Consider the following 22,044-nt stretch of genomic DNA (forward strand, 5'->3'; position numbering starts at 1 on the left):
GTTTATCAAGATTAGCGTTCATTGTTTGGGAGAATGCTTTATGTTAAGATAGGATTGATTTTTTTCTATGTACATAGCGGCGTCTGGCCGAATAAAGAAACAAAATAGCTTTTAGAAAAAGTGGTGTGGAACATGAGAGTAATTTCTGGATCAAAAAAAGGCCGTTCACTAAAGGCTGTGCCGGGAACATCAACAAGACCGACAACCGACAAAGTGAAGGAATCCATTTTCAATATGATCGGCCCTTATTTTGATGGAGGCAGGGGACTAGACTTATTCGCAGGGAGCGGAGGTCTTGGAATCGAAGCGCTTTCACGCGGGTTTGAGCATTGTATATTCGTTGACCGTGATTTTAAGGCCATTCAAACGGTAAAATCTAATTTGAAAACACTGGAGCTTACAAAACATGCACAGGTATACCGCAATGAGGCGGAACGTGCTTTGCAAGCTGCTGCAAAGAGAGAAACCGGCTTTCGCGGCATTTTTCTCGATCCGCCGTATAAGGATCAAAAGCTGAAAGCACTTTTAACTTTGATTGACGAATATCAAATGCTGGAAGAAGACGGCTTTATCGTCGCTGAGCATGACAGAGAGGTCGAGCTTCCCGAAACCGTAGGAGATCTTGTGATGACAAGAAAAGAAACCTATGGGCTTACAGGTGTGGCGATTTATAAAAAGAGGGGGTAGTGAGGTGGCGAGTATAGCTGTCTGTCCCGGCAGTTTTGATCCGGTGACCTACGGGCATCTGGATATCATCAAACGCGGGGCGCATATTTTTGAACAAGTGTATGTATGTGTGCTGAATAATTCTTCAAAAAAGCCTTTGTTCAGTGTAGAGGAACGGTGTGAGCTTCTGAGAGAAGTGACAAAAGACATTCCGAACATAACAGTTGAAACATCACAAGGACTGTTAATTGATTATGCAAAAAGAAAAAATGCCAAAGCGATATTAAGAGGCTTGAGAGCTGTATCAGATTTTGAATACGAGATGCAGGGAACGTCAGTAAACCGTGTGCTTGATGAATCCATTGAGACATTTTTCATGATGACAAACAATCAGTATTCGTTTTTAAGTTCAAGCATCGTAAAAGAAGTGGCGAGATACAACGGCTCGGTATCAGAATTTGTACCGCCGGAAGTAGAGCTTGCGCTTCAGCAAAAATACAGACAAGGATGAGGGGGTTGACTCATCCTTTTTTTGTGCCGTTTGTCAGTCTGTAAGAAAAAATGATAATGTACGTAAACAGCGCGCATAGTGTGACAGCAGGTCCGATCTGCACAAGCAGATTCCAGCCGTTTATAAATGCAGCTGGCATGTCACTGCTATTAAAAGATTTAAATACATACTGATAAGGATCATGCCACGCCGTGTAAAGCGGTTTCCATAAAAGCATGACGAAGACAGCGGCATAAACGCCCTGCAGCAACCGTGCGATAAAGAATGGTTTAAATCTAATATCAGTTTCCGATAAAATACCTGCCACTTGAGCTTGTACGGAAAAGCCGCTAAACCCGAGAATAAAGCTGACGATAATCGCTTTTTGCAGAAGAGAAACATCTGTCTCGCTGACAAGCTTGCTGCCTAACGTGATTTCAAACATCCCCGATAAAAGCGGAATGTCCAATTGAGTCGGAAGCTGGAACAAAGTCAGCGCGCCTTTTGTGAAAACAGACAAAATATCAGTCAGCTGAACCACGGACAACAGCCGATTGAAGACAGAAAATAAAATAATAAAGCCGCCTACCATAAGAAGCGTTTGAACAGAAGACGTCACGGCGTCGCCTAAAATTTTGCCCAAAGGCCGTTTTTCCGCAAGTCTGGCGGTATGAAGGGCGTGTAACGCATCTTTGATCGAAGGAAAGGGTATCGTTTTCTTTCTTCTGAGATGCTGCTCTTCCTTGCGGCCGTAGGAACGCATCGTTAATCCAACAGCCAGATTCCCTAAATAGTGTGCAGAAGCCAATAAAATGCCTAGTGACGCGTTTTGAAAGAAACCGACAGCAACAGCGCCGAAAATAAAGAGCGGGTTTGAAGAATTGGTAAACGACGCAAGCCGTTCTGCCTCTACTCTTGAAATTTGTTTTTCCTGCCGCAGACGGGCAGTGAGTTTTGCTCCCGCTGGGTTTCCTGATGCCATTCCCATAGCAAGAACGAAACCGCCGACACCCGGCACGCGAAAGATCGGCCGCATAAAAGGCTCAAGCAAAACACCGACAAACCGTACAATGCCAAAGCCGATTAAGAGTTCGGACAGAATAAAAAATGGCAGCAATGACGGAAACACAACCTCCCACCACATAGAAAGCCCGGTTTTAGAGGCTTCGAATGAGGCCTGTGGATGTGAGATGACAGTCGCTGTTAAAAAAAGAAAAAACGAGGCAATCAAAAGTGTATTGATCTTCGACAAGTTCATTCTTACCTCCCCGATGCTAAAAATGCCCAATGACATGTATATCATGATAAAATAATGTATGACATGAAACGGCCAAGCAGTACCTGTCCTCTTGATTCTTTGTACTAATATACGAGCATAGGGGTTCAGTTTAGACCATAGAATTCGGTATACAGGGAATTCAGGCAGGAGGTTAACGCTTTGGCCAAACCTAAAATCGGGTTAGCGTTAGGATCGGGAGGGGCCAGAGGGCTTGCTCATCTCGGTGTGCTTTCCAGTTTACATAAGCATCAAATTCATGTGGATATGATTGCAGGAAGCAGCATGGGCGCTTTGGTGGGCAGTTTTTATGCCGCCGGCCATGACGTGGCAACGATGAAAAAAGTAGCCAAAGCCTTTAAACGGAGGCTTTATGCTGATTATACGGTGCCGAAGCTCGGTTTTCTAAAAGGTGACCGCGTCAGACAGCTTGTGCATGCTTATACATTCGGAAAACCGATTGAAGAGCTCCAAATTCCGCTGGGCATTGTTGCATGTGATTTACAGACGGGAGAAAAGATTGTGTTCCGCAAAGGATCAGTGTCAGATGCAGTGAGGGCCAGCATCAGCATACCAGGTATCTTTATTCCGCAGAGGCTGGACGGACGCCTTCTTGTAGACGGCGCGGTCGTCGATCGAATTCCGGTTTCTGTTGTAAAAGACATGGGAGCTGATATTATCATCGCTTCGGATGTTTCCAGGGTTCGAAAAACTGAAACAGCAGTGCATATTTTTGATGTGATTATGCAAAGTATGGATATCCTGCAAAATGAATTGGTTCGGCATCAAACGATTGCCGCAGATATCATGATTCGCCCTTCTCTTGAAACATACAGCTCAAGCTCGTTTGCCAATATTGAAGAAATGATATCGGCAGGCGAAGAGGCGACAAACCGAATGATCAGCAAGATAAGAAAAGAAATAGAGAATTGGGAGGGCTCATAATTTGCTACGTAAAAAACATTTTAGCTGGATGCTCGTCATCCTCATACTGATCGCCGTTTTATCATTTATAAAACTTCCATACTATATTACAAAACCGGGAGAAGCGACAGAGCTTGCTCCATTGATAAAAGTGGAGGGAGGCTACCCGGAAAAAGGAAGCTTGTCCTTAATGACTGTCAAAGTGGGACCGGCTAATCCGTTTACATATGTGTGGGCAAAGATGCACCCTTATTATGAAATTGTTCCTGATGAGAGCATTAAGGAAGAAGGCGAGTCAGATAAGGAGTATATGAAAAGGCAGCTCCAAATGATGAAAAGCTCGCAAGAAAACGCGGTTATAGCCGCCTATCAAAAAGCAGGAAAAAAAGTCAGCTACTCCTTTAACGGCATATATGCAAGCTCAGTTGTAGAAAACATGCCGGCAAAAGGGAAAATAGAGGTCGGTGATAAAATCATCAGTGCAGACGGCAAAAACTATCAGTCAGCTGAAAAGCTGATTGATTATATCAGCAGCAAAAACGCAGGCGATAAAGTGACGTTAAAGATCGAAAGAGAAGAAAAAGAAAAGCGTGTCACTCTTACGTTAAAACAATTCCCTGATGAGCCGCAACGGGCTGGGATCGGTGTTTCACTTTATACGGACAGAAACGTCAAAGTGGAGCCGGATATTGATTTTGAAATCGAGAATATCGGCGGCCCGTCGGCAGGGTTAATGATGTCTCTTGAAATCTATAATCAGCTGACAAAAACAGACGAAACAAAAGGTTATGATATTGCGGGAACAGGTACCATCGATGTTGACGGAAAAGTAGGCCCGATTGGCGGAATTGATCAAAAAGTCGTCGCCGCAGACAAAGCCGGAAAAGACATTTTCTTCGCGCCAAATCAAAACGGCGCCAGCAATTCCGATTATGAAAATGCTGTAAAAACAGCAAAAGATATTGATTCAGATATGAAGATTGTGCCTGTTGATACCATGCAGGATGCGATTGACTATTTGAATAAGCTGAAAGCGAAAAGCACCTGATTCTCAGGTGCTTTTTCTATACATTTAAAAAGTGTTGTCCATCTTCGTCATAGCGAATCGGTGCATGTCCGTATTCCTGCAGGTCAAACTCGGTTCTCAGCGGCTCTTCTATCGGCAGGCTGTAAATTCTGCTTGCTTTTATGTCCAGATCGAGAGCTGGATGAGAGAAAGAGGACAGTTTGCTGACAAGCGGAACAGAAAGTGTCTTTTTCTTTTCGGATAAATAAGCCTGTCCTTTTTTCGTCATGCCGAGAAGCCTGATATATGGCACCTTATCGTCGTCAAGCAGCTTTTTTATATCCTGCTTTTTTGTTTTGGTTAAAATGTGCGTATTCATCCGCTGGAGCCTTGTCCATGTATAACGTTTCGTTTTCAGCAGCTCCATATATTCCAGATAGGAGCTGGCTTTTCTGATCGAACGAAGAATTCTGTGCTCTAAACCTTCCTCCACCTCGTATATTTGCTGTAATTCCTGTGCTGTTACTGTTGAAAGGCTGTATTTTAAGTAAGAAAAGTAGCTCTCAGGTGTATGCCACAATCCGAAAGATTTGCGGTAAGCTGCTAATTCTCGTGCAGATGCAGCAGGGAGAAAACGAAGGCAGGCTTCGAGACTCTGGCCAGTCATCGCTTTTCTAATGCTTGTGGCGCTTGCGATAGGGTTTTCGCCTTCAGGGAGATCGGCATCATGATAGTCCGAAGAGATGCGTGCCGTGGTATAAGGTTTCATAGGATATCCCCCGGTTAGAATCGAAGTCACATACTGGTATCCCAAAATGTTATTTGGTTTTGACAAGTCAAGTGCACTTTCGGAATGCAAAATGGAGCTGAAGGCGCTAGCCGCCGCTGCTGGATAACTCGTCCCCGTTTTAAGTTCTTCTTTAATTCGGTCATCAAATGTATGTTTATGCTCATTAATAAGCTGTGCTGTTTCTAAAAACGGCTTGATATCCCCATTCTCACTCCCGAAAAACAGCGCCTCACATTCAATTTCGTTTAGGATGGAAACACTGCCGCGTGCAAAAATGTCCGCTTTTTGCACGGCATAAAGATAAGGCAGCTCAATAACAAGATCAACTCCGCTTTGCAGCGCCATTTTTGTTCGGGCCCATTTTGACACAACAGCCGGTTCCCCACGCTGTAAAAAATGCCCGCTCATCACCGCGACAGCCGTGTCGCATCCGGTTTGCCGCTTTGCTGTTTGGGCATGATAAAGGTGACCGTTATGAAAGGGATTATATTCAACCACCAATCCGACAGCATTCATATTTTTTCCGCCTTTCTTGCTATGTTTAAAAACGTATGGTACATTTGCAAATGAAAACTCTTACGCCTTATTTTTGTTTTAAGTGTATGCATAGCATATTCCGCTGTCAACGATACTTGGATGGCAGCATTATGCTGTAAAGAAAAAATATTGACAAAAACAATCTTAAAAGCTATAATCATGTTTGTTGCTTTCCTGAGGTGATACAAATGAAATGGACGATTTATCAGCTGCATCAAATGCCAAAACAAAGTTTTGAATTTGATGAAACAGTTGAGTTAAATGAGCTGACAAAGCTGAATTCTGACATTCGCCGCATTTCTCCCGTCCGGGTGAAGGGCAGAGCGGATATCAAATCCAAACAGGTTTCGTTTGATTTTACAATTTCAGGCGAAATGATTTTGCCATGCTCAAGAACACTCGTTGATGTCCCGTATCCATTTGAAATTTCAACAAAAGAACTGTTTATATTTCATCACACGGATGATATAGAAGATGATGACGTTCACATTGTTGAGGACGATACTATCGACTTAACTCCGATCGTGAAAGAAGAAATTCTTTTAGAAATCCCTATGCAAATCTTTTGTGAATCTGAACAAGAAAAAGGAGCTGCTCCTCAAGAAGGAAAGGACTGGCAAGTCATTTCGGAAGAAGACAAGAAGAATCAAGTTGATCCGAGACTTGCAGCCCTCGAAAAGCTCTTAAAACAAGATGATGAATCTTAACTCTTTAAGGAGGTGGGAATAATGGCTGTACCTTTTAGAAGAACTTCTAAAATGAAGAAAAGATTGCGCCGTACACATTTCAAACTTAATGTACCTGGTATGACAGAATGTCCGTCATGCGGAGAGATGAAGTTGTCTCACCGTGTATGCAAAGCATGCGGATCATACAACGGCAAAGACATAAATGTAAAAAGTAACTAATGAGAAAAGCGCGGGGTGAAAGCCCTGCGCTTTTTCTTTTTCTCTTCCTGTCAGCTTGGGGAAAATTTGTGAGTGCAAATAGTCTATCTAATCTATTACCGGCATATGTATGAGATAAATAAGCTGACATGGAGGGAGATTGAATTTGACCATTACAAGACAAGATGCTTGGACTCAGGATGAGGATTTGCTGCTGGCAGAAGTGGTGCTTCGTCATATTCGAGAGGGAGGAACACAGCTTTCCGCCTTTGAGGAGGTAGGAAGGGCGCTGACCAGAACCGCGGCAGCCTGCGGTTTCAGGTGGAACTCATATGTAAGAAAACAATACCAGTCAGGTATAGAGCTTGCGAAAAAGCAGAGGAAAGAACTGAGAAAGCAAATCGGCGTTCATTCGGTCAATATGCCGAATTCCGTGAAGCAGACTGCCTCGGCATCGTCAGAAGGAAAACGAGACTTGTCCATTCAGGATGTCATTCAATTTCTCGAACAATTTAAAGAAGCACCTTCTGCACAAGAATTTCAGCTCGAAAGGGAAAAATTGAAGGAGCAAATCCAATCGCTGCAAAAAGAGCTTGAGGATTTGCGGAGTGAAAATCAAACATTGCGGAATCAGCTAGAGATGACAGAAGAGGATTACAAGGCACTGATCGACATTATGGATCGGGCCAGAAAAATGGTTGTATCCAAGGAAGACGGAAGAATGAAAAAAGCGGCTCAAGAAACGTAAAGAAACGCTTGAAATGAACCGGCCCTATAGGAAGAATAGGCCGGTTGTTTTTATGTCTATGCGGACTCTCCCGGTGTCATTTCGCGATCCATATCAGGATGCCAGATGAGCGGGTTTTCCCCTTTGTCCCGCGCCATATCATATTTAACAGTTTTAAAGTTCATTTTGTTCCAAAATTCTGCTGACTTCATTCGCGGATTTGTCCGGATTGGCATTTTGAATGATTTTGCAAATTCAACCAAGGCTCTCCCATATCCCCTGTTCTGGTAGCCTGGAAGAACCTCAAGCTTCCACAGCTCCAAATAATCCTGGCGATTGTCAAAATAGGAATTCGATTTGCCGTTAACTTGATACAGACTCATTCGTGCTACAAGTTTATCGCCGAAATAAATCCCGTAAAAAGGCGAAGTGCTGTCATTTTCAATAATATTATCCTGAAGATCTTCAAGCATTGAAAGCTCCTGAATGCCGTATTCTTTAAATTTCTTGAATTCTTCCAGCGTTTTATAGTTGATAAGCAGACGTTCTACCTTTGTCAAACCAATCTCCCCCTTTGTTGTTTCTATATATATTGTAAACACTTTATTTAAAAAATCCAAATATTTAAACTTTAATTTTAAACACATAGGATCTTTGAGAAGTAATTTCTTCATACTTCTGCTATGATAATACGTAAAAGCTAAATTGGGTGTGACATCATGAAAATTGGAATTATCGGCGGAGGCTCCGTCGGTCTTTTATGCGCCTATTATTTGTCACTTGATCACGACGTGACTGTTGTGACGAGGCGGCAGGAACAGGCTGCGGCCATTCAGTCTGAAGGAATCCGGCTTTATAAAGGCGGGGAGGAATTCAGCGCTGATTGCAATGCAGACACGCGTATCAATTCGGATTTCGACCTGCTTGTCGTGACAGTGAAGCAGCATCAGCTTCAGTCTGTTTTTCCGTCGCTTGAACGGATCGGAAAAACGAATATATTATTTTTGCAAAACGGCATGGGGCATATCCACAACCTAAAAGACTGGCATGTTGGCCACTCCATTTATGTTGGAATCGTTGAGCACGGAGCTGTAAGAAAATCGGCTACAGCTGTTGATCATACAGGTCTAGGTGCGATAAAATGGAGCGCGTTCGATGCTGAACCAGATCGGCTGAACATCTTGTTTCAGCATAACCACTCGGATTTTCCGATTTGTTATGAGACAGATTGGTACCGTCTGCTAACGGGCAAGCTGATTGTAAATGCGTGTATTAATCCTTTAACTGCGTTATTGCAGGTGAAAAATGGAGACCTGCTGACAACGCCAGCTTATCTGGCTTTTATGAAGCTGGTATTTCAGGAGGCGTGCCGCATTTTAAGGCTTGAAAACGAAGAAGAGGCTTGGGAGCGGGTTCAGGCCGTTTGCAGACTAACGAAAGAAAATCGCTCTTCAATGCTGGTTGATGTCATTGAAGGCCGGCAAACGGAAGCTGACGCCATCATCGGATACTTATTGAAGGAAGCAAGTCTTCACGGAATTGATGCCGTCCATCTAGCGTTTTTATACGGCAGCATCAAAGCATTGGAGCGAAATACAAACAAAGTCTTTTGAGCTTTTTCGGTAACATGCTATACTCATTTCGGATAACTAACTATTTATTGGAGAAAGGAAGTTCTAGAAGATGCAGCTAACTGAACTTTCCATCAAAAATCAGAATGTGTTTGTACAGCACTATATAGATGGCAAAGAAGAAATGTCTTCTTTTTTTGATTACAGCATTCATCATAAGGACATGTGGCGCGAAAGACTGCAAGACTTATCCTCCCGGTTTTTCGCGAGAGAGGAATTGGCGGCGTACTTATCCTCGTACCATAATAAATTCGGTTCAAGTGCGATGCAGTACGCTATTGAGAAGCTGAAGGACCCGTCAAGTGCCGCTGTAGTCGGCGGACAGCAGGCAGGACTTTTAACAGGGCCGCTTTACACCATACATAAAATCATTTCAATCATTGTTTTAGCAAAGCAACAAGAAAAGGAACTGCAAGTGCCTGTCATACCGATCTTCTGGGTGGCCGGAGAAGACCACGATTTGGATGAGATTAATTTTGTTCATATTTCTGAAGAGAATGGTCCTGTGAAAAAAAAGCTGTCTCAGTCATATTGGAAGAAGTCATCAGCAGCGAGCACAACGCTTGACCAGGAAAAGTGTTCCGCGTGGATAGATGATGTGTTTGCCGCTTTTGAAGAAACAGACCACACGAATTCACTTCTTGACAATGTGAAACGATGTTTACGAGAATCTGTTACGTTTACTGACTTCTTTGAGCTGCTGATCGCGGATCTGTTCCAAGAGGAGGGCTTAGTTTTATTAAATTCTGGAGATCCTGGGATTAAAAAGCTGGAAACGGCCATGTTCCAAAAGATTCTTCGAGAAAATGATGAACTCGCCCGCGCTGTATCAGATCAGCAGGCCTTCATGCGCCAAGCAGGCTACAAACCGATTATCGAGTCCGGAAAAGAGCAAGCGAATCTGTTTTATGAATATGAAGAAGAACGTTTTTTAATTGAAAAAGATAACGGCCGATTTCTTGTCAAAGAGCTTGATCTAGGATGGACGATGGATGAACTTCATACGCATATGGAAGAACATCCGGAGCGCTTCAGCAACAATGTTGTAACGAGACCTTTAATGCAGGAATTTCTCATTCCGACTTTAGCATTTATTGCAGGGCCCGGTGAAATCAACTATTGGGGTGAACTCAAACAAGCTTTTGCGGTGATGGGCTTCAAAATGCCTCCTGTCATGCCAAGGCTGAACATTACGATACTTGAGCGGCATATTGAGAAAAAACTGGCTGAACGGAATATCTCGTTACAAGATGCGATTGAGCGCGGTACGGAGAATCAAAGAGAGACATACTTCGAGCGCCAGATTCCGGAAGAGTTTACGGCGGTGATGGATCAAGCGAGAAGCCAAATTGAAGCGATTCACAAAACGGTCCGGCAGGAGGCGTTAAAGGTCGATCAAAGCATGGAACCTTTACTCCTGAAAAATGCCGCTTTTATTCAGGATCAGCTTCAATTCTTAGAGCGCACGGTGACGAAGCGAATTGAAGAAAAAGAAGGCTACGTTTTGAAGGATTATGAGAGAATTCAAAATAGCATTAAGCCGCTTCTTGCACCGCAAGAACGGATTTGGAATATCATGTATTATTTGAACAGGTACGGTCCAAAATTCTTCATGACATTCAAGAATCTGCCATTTTCTTTTCAAAATCAACATCAAGTTGTCAAACTTTGAAATAAAGTTTTAAAGAACCCTGAATAGTTCAGGGTTTTTTTTTATGGGTAAACAGTGTAAAATGAAGTTGTGGAGCGAAGTGGTGAATAGTGGTGAGTTAAGGAGAGAAAGTGGGGCAAGAGATCATGTTTATGGGTGAATATCAGCATACCATCGATGCGAAAGGCCGCATGATCGTACCCGCTAAATTTAGAGAAGGCCTAGGTGAGCAATTTGTGCTGACTAGAGGGCTTGACCAATGTCTCTTCGGCTACCCTATGCACGAATGGAAACAAATTGAAGAAAAACTGAAAGCTCTTCCTCTCACAAAGAAAGATGCCCGCGCGTTTACCCGTTTCTTCTTTTCAGGGGCGACCGAATGCGAACTGGACAAGCAAGGCAGGGTAAATATTGCATCATCTCTATTGAATTACGCCAAACTGGAAAAAGAATGTGTTGTTATCGGGGTTTCTAATCGAATTGAATTGTGGAGTAAAGTAATTTGGGAACAATACACAGAAGAGCAAGAAGATTCATTTGCTGAAATTGCTGAAAACATGATTGGGTTTGATATATAATGATTCTTCGTGTATAACACTCTAAAAACAATTTCAATTCATCCTGATAAAAGGTGGGACCAACACAAAATGTTTCAACACAAGACAGTACTTCTTCGTGAAACCGTAGACGGACTCAATATTAAACCGGACGGTACATATGTAGACTGCACACTCGGCGGAGCTGGGCACAGTACATACTTATTGCAGCAGTTATCCGAGAAGGGGCGTTTAATCGCTTTTGACCAAGATGATATGGCATTACAGCATGCGAAAGAAGCGTTGTCCGATTATAAAGGGCAGCTTATTCTGATTAAAAGCAATTTCAGGTATTTAAAAGAATGTTTGAATGAACAAGGTATTACAGAAGTAGACGGTATTTTATTTGATTTAGGGGTGTCCTCTCCGCAGCTGGATACACCGGAGCGCGGATTCAGTTACCATCATGACGCACCGTTGGACATGAGGATGGACCAGTCGGCTACGCTTACGGCGAAAGAAGTCGTTAATGAGTGGCGCTATGAGGATCTCGTCCGTATTTTCTTTAAATACGGAGAAGAGAAGTTCAGTAAACAGATCGCCAGAAAAATTGAGGAGGCAAGAATGAAGTCTCCTATTCAAACTACGGGCCAACTGGTCGATCTAATAAAAGACGCGATTCCCGCTCCAGCGAGAAGGAGCGGAGGACATCCCGCTAAACGCGTGTTTCAGGCAATCAGAATTGCCGTAAACGATGAACTTAGGGTGTTTGAAGAAGCTTTGGAGCAGGCAATTGAGGTTCTGAAGCCAGGGGGCAGGGTATCGGTCATTACCTTCCACTCGCTAGAAGACAGAATTTGCAAAACCACTTTTAAAGAAAAGTCGTCGCTTCCGGAACTTCCTCCGGGTCTTCCTGTTATACCGGAAGAGTTTGAGCCGGAGCTGAAGCTCATCACACGAAAACCGATTACGGCATCTCAAGAAGAGCTTGAAGAGAACAACAGGGCCCGTTCTGCCAAGCTTCGGATTGCTGAAAAAAGAAAATAACGAAACGCGAATGCAAAATTAAAAGGAGGTCATCAGCCTATGAGCAATTTAGCTTACCAACCAGAGAAACAGCAGCGGCATGCGATCAATCCTGAGAAAAAAGTGATTGTCAAAAAAAGGGCTTCCATTACTCTCGGAGAAAAAGTGCTTCTTGCCCTCTTTGCTGCGGCGGTGCTCAGCGTATCGCTTTTGATCGTATCGAAGGCATATGCGGCATATCAAACCAATATTGAGGTGCAAAAGCTTGAGGAGCAAATTTCATCCGAAAATAAGCAAATTGGTGACCTCGAAAAAAGCGTTGCTGATTTAAGCAAACCGCAGCGTATTATGGACATTGCGAAAAAGAACGGCTTGAATTTAAAAGATAAAAAAGTGAAAAACATACAGGAATGATTCAAATGCCAAAAAAGAATAAATTTATGAATAGAGGAGCAGCGATTCTAAGTATTTGTTTCGCTCTCTTTTTCTTTGTCATCCTAGGGAGAATGGCATATATTCAAATAACCGGAAAAGCGGACGGCGAAGTGCTTGCGACAAAAGCGACAGAGCAGCATGAAAAGAAACGGACCATCGAGGCAAGCCGCGGCTCGATTTTAGATCGAAACGGAAAAGTGATTGCTGAGGACACAGCGACGTATAAGCTGATTGCGATTCTCGATAAAAAAATGACCACTGATGTCAAGCATCCTCAGCATGTCCAAGACAAAGAAAAAACGGCGGAAGCATTGTCTAAAGTGATAAACTTGGACAAGGCTGACATCCTTGATATCTTAAATAAAGATGCAAAACAAGTCGAGTTTGGCTCAGCTGGCCGGGATATTACGTATTCACAAAAGCAAAAAATCGAAAAAATGAAACTCCCGGGCATTTCATTTTTACGGGATACAAAACGCTACTATCCAAACGGTATATTTGCATCTAATCTAATCGGCTATGCCGAGGTTGATCAGGACACAAATGAAATTTCCGGCGCGATGGGATTAGAGAAAGTGCTGGATAAGTATTTGAAGGAGCGGGACGGATATGTGACATATGAAAGCGACAAATCCGGCTGGGAGCTCCCGAACAGCAAAAACAAAATTACCGCGCCAAAAAATGGTGACAATGTATATTTAACCATTGACCAGAAAATTCAAACCTTTTTGGAAGACAGCATGTCGAAAGTGGCGCAAAAGTATAACCCGAAAAAAATTATGGCCGCAGTCGTCGATCCGAAAACCGGCAAAGTCCTTGCCATGGGACAGCGGCCAAGCTTTGATCCGAACAAGCGCGATGTGACAAACTACTATAATGATTTGATTTCATATGCGTATGAACCCGGATCAACGATGAAGATATTTACACTTGCTGCTGCGATGCAGGAAAACGTGTTTAATGCGAACGAACAATATAAGTCAGGGACATTTGAAGTTGGCGGAGCACCTGTTAGGGATCACAATAACGGTGTAGGCTGGGGTCCGACAACCTATCATGACGGCGTTCTAAGGTCGTCGAATGTCGCTTTTGCGAAACTGGCGAAAGAAAAGCTGGGATATGACCGCCTCAATCAATATTTGCACAAGTTCAATTTTTACCAGAAAACAGGTATTGATTTGCCAGGAGAAGTCTCCAGCAAAATTAACTTTAAATATGAATTTGATAAGGCGTCAACTGCATATGGCCAAGCGTCTGCGGTCACACCAATTCAGCAGATTCAGGCCGCAACGGCAATTGCGAATGACGGTAAAATGATGAAGCCTTATGTGATTGACCATATCGTTGATCCCGATAAAGATAAAACTATTTATCAAAATAAGCCGGAATCAGCCGGAACTCCGATTTCTGCAAGCACTGCGAAAAAGGTGCGGGATATATTGGGAGAAGTCGTTACATCGAAAATCGGAACAGGGCAAGCCTATAAAATCGAAGGTTTTGATGTTGCCGGGAAAACAGGTACTGCGCAAATAGCCGGTAAAGGCGGATATTTAGACGGCACAGATAACTATATCTTTTCGTTTATGGGTATGGCGCCTAAAGATGATCCTGAGCTTTTAATTTATGTTGCTGTACAGCAGCCGCAGTTAAAAGCAGGTCAAAGCAGTTCAGATCCAGTATCAGAAATCTTCAACCCAACAATGAAAAACAGCCTGCATTACCTAAACATAGAGCCAACTGAAAAATCTGACTCAGATAAGGAAGAAACAAAAGCGCAGACAATGCCTGATTTAACAGATCAAACGGTTACTGCTGCTCAAAAGAAAGCAAAAGAAGAGAATCTCACACCGATTGTCATCGGCAGTGATGTCGCTGTAAAAGAACAGTATCCGAAAGCGGATGAGGAAGTTCTCACCAATCAGAAGGTGTTCCTGAAAACGGGCGGCAAAATCAAAATGCCTGATATGACAGGGTGGTCTAGAAGAGAGGTTCTTCAGTACGGCGAGCTCGCGGGAATTCATATTGAAGTAAACGGCCAAGGCTACGCTGTCAGCCAAAGCGTTAAGAAAGACAAAGAAATAAAAGATAAAACCGTAATCAAGGTTAAGTTTAAAAATCCTGATTAAAAAGAAAGCTTGCGTTATGCAGGCTTTCTTTTTTTATGCCTTCAGAGGAGCCTCGTTCTACCTGTCCAATTTCAGGCATAAAATGAAACAAGCCTAAATAAGGAGTGAACGGTCTCTTGCGCGTCTCGAATGTAACGGTTAGAAAACGTTTATTATTTGTTTTGCTTTTTGGCGTGATCGTGTTTCTGATCATTGATACAAGGCTGGGGTATGTTCAGTTTGTGATGGGCGAAAAACTGACTTCGCTGGCGAAAGATTCCTGGAGCCGTAACTTGCCGTTTGAGCCGGAGAGAGGCGAGATTCTGGACCGGAACGGCGTGAAACTCGCAACAAACAAAAGTGCGCCGACCGTATTCGTCGTGCCGCGCCAAGTACAGAATCCGATGAAAACGAGCAAGCAGCTTGCGGCGGTGCTCAACATGTCAGAAGAAAAAGTATATAAACATGTGACAAAAAAAGCGTCAATCGAAAAGATCACTCCTGAGGGGAGAAAAATCTCAAATGAGAAGGCGAAGGAAATCAAAGCGCTTGATTTAAAAGGTGTGTATGTTGCGGAGGACAGTATCCGTCATTACCCGTTCGGCAGCTTTTTATCACATGTGCTTGGATTTGCAGGAATTGACAACCAAGGGCTCCTTGGACTGGAAGCCTATTACGACGATGATCTAAAAGGGGAAAAAGGTTCTGTGAAGTTTTATACAGATGCCAAGGGAAAGAAGATGCCTGATGAAGCGGACGACTATACGCCGCCTAAGGATGGGCTTGATATGAAGCTGACAGTTGATTCAAAGGTTCAGACGATACTGGAAAGAGAGCTTGATAACGCTGAGGCCAAATATCATCCGGACGGCATGATTGCCGTAGCCATGAATCCGAAAAACGGAGAAATCTTGGGGATGTCTAGCAGGCCTGACTTTGACCCTGCTGATTACCAATCAGTCGATCCGTCCGTCTACAATCGAAATCTGCCAGTATGGAGCACGTATGAACCGGGATCTACCTTTAAAATCATTACGCTTGCAGCAGCCCTTGAAGAGCAAAAAGTTAATTTAAAACGGGATCAATTTTATGATAAGGGGCATGCGGAAGTGGACGGAGCGAGACTGCGGTGCTGGAAAAGAGGCGGGCACGGGCTGCAGACGTATTTAGAAGTTGTACAGAACTCCTGCAACCCGGGGTTTGTTGAATTGGGCGAGCGCTTAGGAAAAGAAAAGCTTTTCAAATATATCAAAGACTTTGGTTTTGGACAAAAAACGGGGATTGATCTTCAAGGCGAGGGAACAGGCATCTTATTCCCTCTTGACAGAGTGGGCCCGGTGGAGCAAGCAACAACGGCTTTCGGACAGGGAGTATCCGTCACGCCGATTCAGCAGGTTGCAGCCGTATCTGCCGCTGTAAACGGAGGGACGCTCTACACACCTTATATTGCAAAGGAATGGATCGATCCTGTTACGAAGAAAACGGTCAAAAAACAATCACCAATCGCAAAGAAACAAGTCATTTCTGAAGAAACATCCAAACAAATCCGCTATGCTCTAGAAAGCGTTGTCGCAGAAGGCACCGGCCGCAATGCATTTGTGGAAGGATATCGTGTCGGAGGAAAAACGGGAACGGCACAAAAGGTTAAAGATGGAAAATACCTCGAAAATAACCATATTGTATCATTTATCGGTTTCGCGCCCGCCGATGATCCGAGTCTGGTTGTCTACGTTGCGGTGGATAACCCGAAAGGCACGATTCAGTTTGGCGGAACGGTTGCAGCGCCTATTGTCGGGAATATTATGAGAGACAGCCTGCCGGAACTTGGTGTGAAGCCCCGGAAAAATCAAATCGAGAAAAAATACCAATGGAACGACACAAAAACAATAGAAGTTCCGAATGTTGTAGGGATGTCTGTCTCAGATCTTGAGTCACTATTGGTGAATCTCAATGTAGATGCTTCCGGGAAAGGAAGCAAAATCGTTAAACAATCGCCAGCTGCCGGAACGAAAGTAAAAGAGGGTTCGAAGATACGCGTGTATTTGACTGAAGAAGATGAAAAGGAGGCAGCCGATTGATTCGGGCTGCCTATTCTTTTATTGCAGAAAAAATGCTGATATCTTTCAAGATTAGCTGGATGTATCCTTTTATTTACGCTAAAATATGAACTGTATGCTTAAAATCATTACCACATCCTTTGATGTGACTTCAATGATAAAAAGAACGAATTAGAATGTTGAGAGGTTTGATACGATGAAACTTACAAAGCTGCTTACATACTTAACAACCGAACCTTCTGTAAACGACTCACAAGACCCTGAAATAACTTCAATTGAGATGGACTCCAGAGAAGTAAAGAAAGGGAGTCTTTTTGTATGTGTAAAAGGGTATACGGTGGATGGCCACGATTTTGCGCAAAAAGCAGTAGAAAACGGCGCAGCGGCTATTGTGGCAGAACGAGAGGTCGATGTGGATGTTCCTGTTATTATTGTCCGGCAGTCACTTCGCGCGCTCAGCGTTTTGTCTGATGCATTTTACGGACAGCCGACGAAAAAGCTCCAGCTGATCGGGATAACGGGGACAAACGGCAAAACATCAACGACCCATATGGTCGATGAGATCTTGAAAAAAGCGGGAAAACGCACAGGCTTGATCGGTACAATGTACATGAAAATCGGAGACGAAACACTTCCAGTGAAAAACACGACTCCGGAAAGCGTCACGCTGCAGAAAACGTTTAAGAAAATGAATGACAAGCACGTCGACACTGCTATCATGGAGGTTTCTTCCCACGCCTTGTCTTTAGGACGCGTCCATGGCTGTGATTATGATATTGCCGTGTTTACGAATTTAACACAGGACCATCTGGACTATCATAAAACGATGGATGAGTACCGGCATGCAAAAAGCCTGCTCTTTTCCCAACTTGGCGGGGCTTTCAACCATGAACATCCAAAGCGTGCCGTACTGAATGCTGACGATGAGGCGAGCGCTTATTTTGAAAAGGTAACAGCAGCGCATATCTCTACATACGGAATTAAAAACAATGCTGACGTGATGGCGAAGAACATCAATATCACTGCACAGGGCACAAGCTTTGATCTCGTGACAAACAAAGGCACGAAGCACATCACGATGTCTCTCGTCGGACAATTTAATGTGTATAACGTGCTGGCCGCTGTTGCGACATGTATTGCAGCAGGCATACCATTTGAAATCATCACTGAGGCTGTTGAAGAATTGCGTGGTGTAAGAGGACGTTTTGAATTGGTCAATCAGCAGCAGGAGTTTCCAGTCATTGTAGACTACGCGCACACACCTGACAGCCTTGAAAATGTGCTGCAGACCTGCAGAGACATGACAGAAGGAAAGCTATTTGTCGTTGTCGGCTGCGGAGGAGACAGAGATAAGACGAAACGCCCGAAAATGGCTAAAATTGCTGTGGAGCTGGCTGACGAGCCAATTTTTACTTCAGATAACCCGAGAAGCGAAGACCCTCGCGCGATTTTAAGAGATATGGAAGCCGGAGTAGAGAACGCATACTATCACAGTATTGCAAACCGCGAACAGGCGATCTTTTTCGCGATTGCCAATGCCAAAAAAGGCGACGTTGTCCTCATTGCAGGAAAAGGACATGAAACCTATCAGCAGATCGGAAATGAAACCTTCGATTTTGATGATGCTGAAGTAGCGGCGAGAGCCATTGTTGAACTCAATAAGAATAAGACGAATTCATAGGAAAGAGATGTTATTGAATAATGGAGCTTGAAAAGATTTTTCATATGGAAAAAAATCATGAATATGATAACTACGTATGTCGTTTGAAAGAAACAGGAGGAGAAAAGGACAATGCTTGAGCAAGTCATTCTGTTTACAATTTTAATGGGTTTTTTAATTAGTGTTCTGCTCTCTCCGATTCTTATTCCGTTTTTAAGAAGATTAAAATTCGGCCAGAGTATTAGAGAAGAAGGACCGAAATCACATCAGAAAAAATCAGGGACACCGACAATGGGCGGGGTTATGATTATACTTTCTATCATAGTGACAACTATTGTGATGACACAGAAGTTTTCAGAAATAAGCCCCGAAATGGTGCTGCTTCTGTTTGTTACGCTCGGCTATGGATTGCTTGGCTTTTTAGATGATTACATCAAGGTTGTCATGAAGCGCAACCTTGGATTGACATCAAAGCAAAAGCTGATCGGCCAAATTATTATTGCAGTTGTATTTTATGCGGTGTACTATTACTACAATTTTGCGACAAATATTCGCGTTCCTGGAACTGACTTATCATTTGATCTAGGCTGGGCTTACTTTATTCTGGTGCTATTTATGCTTGTCGGCGGATCAAATGCAGTTAACCTGACTGACGGTCTTGACGGCTTATTATCCGGTACTGCGGCGATTGCCTTTGGCGCCTTTGCCATTCTAGCATGGAATCAGTCTCAATATGACGTAGCGATTTTCTCAGTGGCCGTTGTCGGCGCAGTTCTGGGCTTCCTTGTATTTAATGCTCATCCGGCCAAAGTGTTTATGGGAGATACGGGATCGCTTGCATTGGGAGGAGCCATTGTTACCATTGCCATTTTAACGAAATTAGAGATCCTGCTGGTTATCATTGGCGGTGTATTCGTTATTGAGACATTATCTGTTATTCTGCAGGTCATCAGCTTTAAAACGACAGGTAAACGAATTTTCAAAATGAGTCCGCTTCATCACCATTACGAGCTTGTCGGCTGGTCTGAATGGAGAGTAGTCGTGACGTTTTGGGCTGCGGGACTGTTGCTTGCCGTTTTAGGAATTTACATCGAGGTGTGGTTATAAGTGGAAAATGATCAATTTTTACAGAATCAGCATTTTTTAATCCTTGGGCTTGCGAAAAGCGGGTATGCGGCGGCCTCCATTCTTCATGAAAAAGGCAGTTATGTTGCAGTCAATGACCAAAAGCCTTTTGAAGAAAACGAACCGGCACAAAAGCTCTCTGAAAAAGGAATCGAAGTGGTTTGCGGAGAGCATCCAGTTTCTCTGTTCGATCAGCATCAAATCACGATTCTGATCAAAAACCCGGGAATTCCTTATGAAAACATTATGGTTCAGGAAGCGGAGAAAAGAGGCATTCCGGTTTGGACGGAAATTGAGCTCGCTTACTACCTGACAAACGCCAAGTTTATCGGAATTACCGGATCGAACGGTAAAACAACCACGACAACGCTGATTTACGAAATGCTCAAAGCTGACTCGCAAAAAGCACTGATTGCCGGAAACATCGGCACAGTCGCAAGTGAGGTTGCCTATCATGCTGATGGAGATGAATGGATTGTTACTGAACTGTCTTCGTTCCAGCTGATGGGAACACACGCTTTCAGACCGGAAATCAGCCTGATTTTAAATGTATTTGACGCCCATTTGGATTATCACCATACACGGGAAAACTATGAAAAAGCGAAACAGAAAGTGTATCTTCATCAGACTGCCTCAGATAAAGCCATTGTCAACCAAGATGATGACACGGTTGTGCGTCTTGCTGAAGCTGGAAAAGCCGAAACAGTCCCATTTTCAGTCAGCAAAACGCTTGAACAGGGCGCTTACGTAAAAGACAGTATGATTATGTTTAACGGCGAAGTCATTCTTCCTCTGGAAGAGGTTGTCCTGCCCGGCGCTCATAACCTGGAGAACATTTTAGCAGCAATTGCAGTTGTGAAAACGGCAGGTGCGTCCAATGAGGCGGTTAAAAAAGTGCTGACAAGCTTTACTGGCGTGAAGCACCGCCTCCAATATGTGACGACAGTGAATGGCCGCAAATTTTATAACGACAGTAAAGCAACAAACATTTTGGCGACAAGCAAGGCGCTATCAGCTTTCGATAAGCCGGTCATTCTGCTTGCGGGCGGACTGGATCGCGGAAATGGTTTTGATGACTTGAAACCTTATATGAAGCATGTCAAAGCAGTGCTTACTTTTGGCCAGACGGCGCCAAAACTCGAGAAACTCGGCAATGAGCTGGGAATACAACATGTCAAACGTGTCGATAATGTTGAACAAGCAGTATCTGCGGCGTTTGCGTTCTCAGATGAAGGAGATGTCATCCTGCTCTCACCCGCGTGTGCGAGCTGGGATCAATTCAAAACATTTGAAGAACGCGGTGACATGTTTATAGATGCCGTGCATATGCTTAAGTAAGGGCTTGTCTTGAAGTAATCGGCAGCCCTAATGACTTTAAGCTTGGGGTGTCGATTGCTTTGACTACTAAAAAAACATCGCCTGATTTGTTATTGGTCATCATTACGTTATTATTATTAACAATCGGATTAATTATGGTGTACAGTGCGAGTGCGGTATGGGCGGATTATAAATTTGACGACTCATTCTTTTTCGCGAAACGGCAGCTTTTGTTTGCGGGAATCGGCGTCATAGCTATGTTTTTTATCATGAATGTCGATTATTGGACTTGGAGGACATGGTCCAAATTGCTGATGGTTATCTGCTTTTTCCTTCTGGTGCTTGTTTTGATACCGGGCGTCGGAATGGTGCGGAACGGTTCAAGAAGCTGGATCGGAGTCGGAGCATTCAGCATACAGCCTTCAGAGTTTATGAAGCTTGCGATGATTGCATTCCTTGCTAAATTTCTCTCTGAAAAACAAAAAAACATTACATCGTTCAGACGGGGGTTCATCCCTGCACTTGGCATCGTGTTTTCAGCATTTTTGATTATTATGTGCCAGCCTGACCTCGGAACGGGGACAGTAATGGTCGGAACTTGTATTGTCATGATTTTTGTAGCCGGCGCGCGGATCGCCCATTTCGTCTTTCTCGGGCTGATCGGCCTCAGCGGATTTGTCGGGCTCGTCCTATCGGCTCCATATCGGATTAAGCGGATTACCTCATACTTAAATCCATGGGAAGATCCGCTCGGAAGCGGATTTCAGATCATTCAATCGCTTTATGCAGTGGGGCCCGGCGGATTGTTCGGAATGGGACTCGGACAAAGCAGACAGAAGTTCTTTTATCTGCCTGAGCCGCAAACAGACTTTATTTTCGCCATCTTGTCAGAGGAGCTGGGTTTTATCGGGGGAACACTTATTTTGCTCCTCTTCAGCATCCTGCTTTGGAGAGGAATCAGAATTGCGCTTGGTGCGCCTGATCTGTACGGAAGCTTTGTCGCAGTCGGTATTATTTCAATGATTGCCATTCAAGTCATGATCAATATCGGCGTAGTCACAGGCCTGATTCCGGTAACAGGCATCACGCTCCCGTTTCTGAGCTACGGAGGCTCTTCATTGACTCTGATGCTGATGGCAGTCGGGGTGCTGCTGAATGTAAGCCGCTACTCGAGGTATTAACGATGTTTTGCCTAGCG

22 protein-coding genes are annotated in these 22,044 nt (G+C 43.8%); 18 read left to right on the plus strand and 4 right to left on the minus strand.

Annotated elements, in window-relative coordinates; all coding sequences use genetic code 11:
• The first annotated feature begins 132 nt into the window (after nt 1–132).
• Complete coding sequence (gene rsmD, locus JQX68_RS08480) at nt 133–687, plus strand: 16S rRNA (guanine(966)-N(2))-methyltransferase RsmD (protein ID WP_147771861.1); 555 nt, start codon at nt 133–135, stop codon at nt 685–687.
• Between the two features lie 4 nt (nt 688–691).
• The gene (coaD, locus tag JQX68_RS08485) at nt 692–1,177 is read left to right on the plus strand and encodes a pantetheine-phosphate adenylyltransferase (RefSeq protein WP_014663869.1); all 486 of its coding nucleotides are present in this window, start codon (nt 692–694) and stop codon (nt 1,175–1,177) included.
• A gap of 10 nt (nt 1,178–1,187) precedes the next feature.
• On the opposite strand, the gene spoVV is transcribed toward coaD, so the two are convergent.
• Nucleotides 1,188–2,414, minus strand: coding sequence for a dipicolinic acid transporter SpoVV (gene spoVV / locus JQX68_RS08490; RefSeq protein ID WP_147771862.1), 1,227 nt, complete (start codon nt 2,412–2,414; stop codon nt 1,188–1,190).
• A 180-nt stretch (nt 2,415–2,594) separates the two neighbouring features.
• Here spoVV and JQX68_RS08495 point away from each other — a divergent pair, with 180 nt between their 5' ends.
• Both JQX68_RS08495 and ddcP read left to right on the plus strand, forming a co-directional pair.
• Entirely contained in the window at nt 2,595–3,377 is a 783-nt protein-coding gene (locus JQX68_RS08495; RefSeq protein ID WP_069149551.1) for a patatin family protein, read from the plus strand.
• Between the two features lies 1 nt (nt 3,378).
• Nucleotides 3,379–4,404, plus strand: coding sequence for a protease DdcP (gene ddcP / locus JQX68_RS08500; protein ID WP_069838808.1), 1,026 nt, complete (start codon nt 3,379–3,381; stop codon nt 4,402–4,404).
• A gap of 16 nt (nt 4,405–4,420) precedes the next feature.
• On the opposite strand, the gene JQX68_RS08505 is transcribed toward ddcP, so the two are convergent.
• The gene (locus JQX68_RS08505) at nt 4,421–5,668 is read right to left on the minus strand and encodes a nucleotidyltransferase (protein ID WP_147771863.1); all 1,248 of its coding nucleotides are present in this window, start codon (nt 5,666–5,668) and stop codon (nt 4,421–4,423) included.
• Nucleotides 5,665–5,850, minus strand: a complete 186-nt coding sequence (locus JQX68_RS08510) for a hypothetical protein (RefSeq protein ID WP_014663874.1) — start codon at nt 5,848–5,850, stop codon at nt 5,665–5,667. The genes JQX68_RS08505 and JQX68_RS08510 overlap by 4 nt, the downstream gene beginning before the upstream one ends.
• A gap of 27 nt (nt 5,851–5,877) precedes the next feature.
• Between JQX68_RS08510 and JQX68_RS08515 the strand changes: the two genes are divergently transcribed.
• From JQX68_RS08515 to gerR, 3 genes are all read left to right on the plus strand, one after another.
• Complete coding sequence (locus JQX68_RS08515) at nt 5,878–6,396, plus strand: YceD family protein (RefSeq protein ID WP_014479718.1); 519 nt, start codon at nt 5,878–5,880, stop codon at nt 6,394–6,396.
• A gap of 21 nt (nt 6,397–6,417) precedes the next feature.
• Entirely contained in the window at nt 6,418–6,597 is a 180-nt protein-coding gene (rpmF, locus tag JQX68_RS08520; RefSeq protein ID WP_003154457.1) for a 50S ribosomal protein L32, read from the plus strand.
• A gap of 145 nt (nt 6,598–6,742) precedes the next feature.
• Nucleotides 6,743–7,324, plus strand: a complete 582-nt coding sequence (gene gerR / locus JQX68_RS08525; RefSeq protein WP_014663876.1) for a sporulation-specific transcriptional regulator GerR — start codon at nt 6,743–6,745, stop codon at nt 7,322–7,324.
• A gap of 56 nt (nt 7,325–7,380) precedes the next feature.
• Here gerR and JQX68_RS08530 read toward each other — a convergent pair whose 3' ends face one another.
• Complete coding sequence (locus tag JQX68_RS08530) at nt 7,381–7,863, minus strand: N-acetyltransferase (protein ID WP_014663877.1); 483 nt, start codon at nt 7,861–7,863, stop codon at nt 7,381–7,383.
• Nucleotides 7,864–8,022: 159 nt separating this feature from the next.
• Between JQX68_RS08530 and JQX68_RS08535 the strand changes: the two genes are divergently transcribed.
• The 11 genes from JQX68_RS08535 (at nt 8,023) to spoVE (ending at nt 22,027) form a co-directional block, all read left to right on the plus strand.
• On the plus strand, nt 8,023–8,916 hold the full coding sequence (locus JQX68_RS08535; protein ID WP_147771864.1) for a 2-dehydropantoate 2-reductase: 894 nt from the start codon (nt 8,023–8,025) through the stop codon (nt 8,914–8,916).
• Nucleotides 8,917–8,986: 70 nt separating this feature from the next.
• Nucleotides 8,987–10,606, plus strand: a complete 1,620-nt coding sequence (gene bshC, locus JQX68_RS08540) for a bacillithiol biosynthesis cysteine-adding enzyme BshC (RefSeq protein ID WP_147771865.1) — start codon at nt 8,987–8,989, stop codon at nt 10,604–10,606.
• Between the two features lie 125 nt (nt 10,607–10,731).
• Complete coding sequence (mraZ, locus tag JQX68_RS08545; RefSeq protein ID WP_003221402.1) at nt 10,732–11,163, plus strand: division/cell wall cluster transcriptional repressor MraZ; 432 nt, start codon at nt 10,732–10,734, stop codon at nt 11,161–11,163.
• Between the two features lie 69 nt (nt 11,164–11,232).
• Entirely contained in the window at nt 11,233–12,168 is a 936-nt protein-coding gene (gene rsmH / locus JQX68_RS08550; RefSeq protein WP_014663880.1) for a 16S rRNA (cytosine(1402)-N(4))-methyltransferase RsmH, read from the plus strand.
• Nucleotides 12,169–12,207: 39 nt separating this feature from the next.
• Entirely contained in the window at nt 12,208–12,561 is a 354-nt protein-coding gene (ftsL, locus tag JQX68_RS08555) for a cell division protein FtsL (protein ID WP_147771866.1), read from the plus strand.
• Between the two features lie 5 nt (nt 12,562–12,566).
• The gene (gene pbpB / locus JQX68_RS08560) at nt 12,567–14,708 is read left to right on the plus strand and encodes a penicillin-binding protein 2B (protein WP_481748475.1); all 2,142 of its coding nucleotides are present in this window, start codon (nt 12,567–12,569) and stop codon (nt 14,706–14,708) included.
• 116 nt (nt 14,709–14,824) lie between these two features.
• Nucleotides 14,825–16,765, plus strand: a complete 1,941-nt coding sequence (locus JQX68_RS08565; RefSeq protein ID WP_014663883.1) for a stage V sporulation protein D — start codon at nt 14,825–14,827, stop codon at nt 16,763–16,765.
• 175 nt (nt 16,766–16,940) lie between these two features.
• A complete protein-coding gene (locus JQX68_RS08570; protein WP_069838802.1) occupies nt 16,941–18,425 on the plus strand; it encodes a UDP-N-acetylmuramoyl-L-alanyl-D-glutamate--2,6-diaminopimelate ligase in 1,485 nt (494 codons plus the stop codon).
• Nucleotides 18,426–18,536: 111 nt separating this feature from the next.
• A complete protein-coding gene (gene mraY, locus JQX68_RS08575; protein WP_147771868.1) occupies nt 18,537–19,511 on the plus strand; it encodes a phospho-N-acetylmuramoyl-pentapeptide-transferase in 975 nt (324 codons plus the stop codon).
• Nucleotides 19,512–20,867, plus strand: a complete 1,356-nt coding sequence (murD, locus tag JQX68_RS08580) for a UDP-N-acetylmuramoyl-L-alanine--D-glutamate ligase (RefSeq protein ID WP_136654507.1) — start codon at nt 19,512–19,514, stop codon at nt 20,865–20,867.
• A 59-nt stretch (nt 20,868–20,926) separates the two neighbouring features.
• Nucleotides 20,927–22,027, plus strand: a complete 1,101-nt coding sequence (spoVE, locus tag JQX68_RS08585; RefSeq protein ID WP_071580676.1) for a stage V sporulation protein E — start codon at nt 20,927–20,929, stop codon at nt 22,025–22,027.
• The last annotated feature ends 17 nt before the right edge of the window (nt 22,028–22,044 follow it).

This window comes from Bacillus sp. LJBS06, from assembly GCF_016924995.1.
GTDB classification, from domain to species: domain Bacteria; phylum Bacillota; class Bacilli; order Bacillales; family Bacillaceae; genus Bacillus; species Bacillus stercoris.

Bases quoted from the DNA above. Each gene is read 5' to 3' on its own strand.
- rpmF (WP_003154457.1), top strand. From the start codon at position 6,418: ATGGCTGTACCTTTTAGAAGAACTTCTAAAATGAAGAAAAGATTGCGC.
- JQX68_RS08510 (WP_014663874.1), bottom strand. From the start codon at position 5,850: ATGATTATAGCTTTTAAGATTGTTTTTGTCAATATTTTTTCTTTACAG.
- mraZ (WP_003221402.1), top strand. From the start codon at position 10,732: ATGTTTATGGGTGAATATCAGCATACCATCGATGCGAAAGGCCGCATG.
- mraY (WP_147771868.1), top strand. From the start codon at position 18,537: ATGCTTGAGCAAGTCATTCTGTTTACAATTTTAATGGGTTTTTTAATT.
- JQX68_RS08535 (WP_147771864.1), top strand. From the start codon at position 8,023: ATGAAAATTGGAATTATCGGCGGAGGCTCCGTCGGTCTTTTATGCGCC.
- rsmH (WP_014663880.1), top strand. From the start codon at position 11,233: ATGTTTCAACACAAGACAGTACTTCTTCGTGAAACCGTAGACGGACTC.
- JQX68_RS08570 (WP_069838802.1), top strand. From the start codon at position 16,941: ATGAAACTTACAAAGCTGCTTACATACTTAACAACCGAACCTTCTGTA.
- spoVV (WP_147771862.1), bottom strand. From the start codon at position 2,414: ATGAACTTGTCGAAGATCAATACACTTTTGATTGCCTCGTTTTTTCTT.
- pbpB (WP_481748475.1), top strand. From the start codon at position 12,567: ATGCCAAAAAAGAATAAATTTATGAATAGAGGAGCAGCGATTCTAAGT.
- ftsL (WP_147771866.1), top strand. From the start codon at position 12,208: ATGAGCAATTTAGCTTACCAACCAGAGAAACAGCAGCGGCATGCGATC.
- bshC (WP_147771865.1), top strand. From the start codon at position 8,987: ATGCAGCTAACTGAACTTTCCATCAAAAATCAGAATGTGTTTGTACAG.
- rsmD (WP_147771861.1), top strand. From the start codon at position 133: ATGAGAGTAATTTCTGGATCAAAAAAAGGCCGTTCACTAAAGGCTGTG.
- JQX68_RS08505 (WP_147771863.1), bottom strand. From the start codon at position 5,668: ATGAATGCTGTCGGATTGGTGGTTGAATATAATCCCTTTCATAACGGT.
- JQX68_RS08515 (WP_014479718.1), top strand. From the start codon at position 5,878: ATGAAATGGACGATTTATCAGCTGCATCAAATGCCAAAACAAAGTTTT.